The organism is Bacillus sp. AFS001701, from assembly GCF_002559405.1.
Lineage (GTDB): Bacteria > Bacillota > Bacilli > Bacillales > Bacillaceae_G > Gottfriedia.
Genome location: NZ_NTZO01000780.1, coordinates 1 through 626 on the forward strand (window position 1 = coordinate 1; position 626 = coordinate 626).

At 30.7% G+C, this 626-nt stretch carries 1 protein-coding gene; it reads left to right on the plus strand.

What is annotated here, in order from left to right; translation table 11 throughout:
- The first annotated feature begins 51 nt into the window (after positions 1–51).
- Positions 52–603 (plus strand): GNAT family N-acetyltransferase, encoded by a 552-nt coding sequence (locus tag CN514_RS25120; RefSeq protein ID WP_098234861.1) that lies wholly within the window; start codon positions 52–54, stop codon positions 601–603.
- The last annotated feature ends 23 nt before the right edge of the window (positions 604–626 follow it).

Below are 626 nucleotides of genomic sequence, written 5' to 3' on the forward strand. Positions count from 1 at the left end.
GTATAATTGAATGTACCATTAAAATAGAATGAGAATTTTTAGAGGTGGAATATGAGCAAACTAGAATTTTTTGAAATAGAGACTAGTCGATTAAAACTTAGAAGGTTTAAAGATGAGGATGTTAGCAACTTTTATAAATATCGTTCAAATCCAGATGTGGCGATTTATCAAGGCTGGGAAAATTATACATATGAACAAGCGATAAATTTTATCGAAAAGCAAAAGTCAGCTGAAATGAACATTCCCGATTCTTGGGTTCAAGTAGCGATTGAAAATAAAATGGATGGTCAACTAATAGGGGATATAGGAGTACACACTTTATCAAATCCTAAAAATCAAGTTGAAGTCGGCTTTACATTAGAGCCAACGTATCAGAATAAGGGATATGCCTTTGAAGCATTACAAGGAATACTTGATTATTTATTCAATGAATTAAACAAAGAAAAAATAAACGCAATCGCTGATGAGCAAAATTCACCCTCAATTAAATTATTAAGGAAGTTAGGATTTCAACAGATAAAAATAATAGAAAATTCATATTTTAAAGGCCAATATGTAACCGAAATTATGTTTGGACTTTCGAAAAATGATTGGAATAAATAGTAGGAGATGGGAATGAAATGAAC

Excerpts from the sequence above, each read along its gene's own strand:
- CN514_RS25120 (WP_098234861.1), top strand. The coding sequence starts at position 52 with ATGAGCAAACTAGAATTTTTTGAAATAGAGACTAGTCGATTAAAACTT.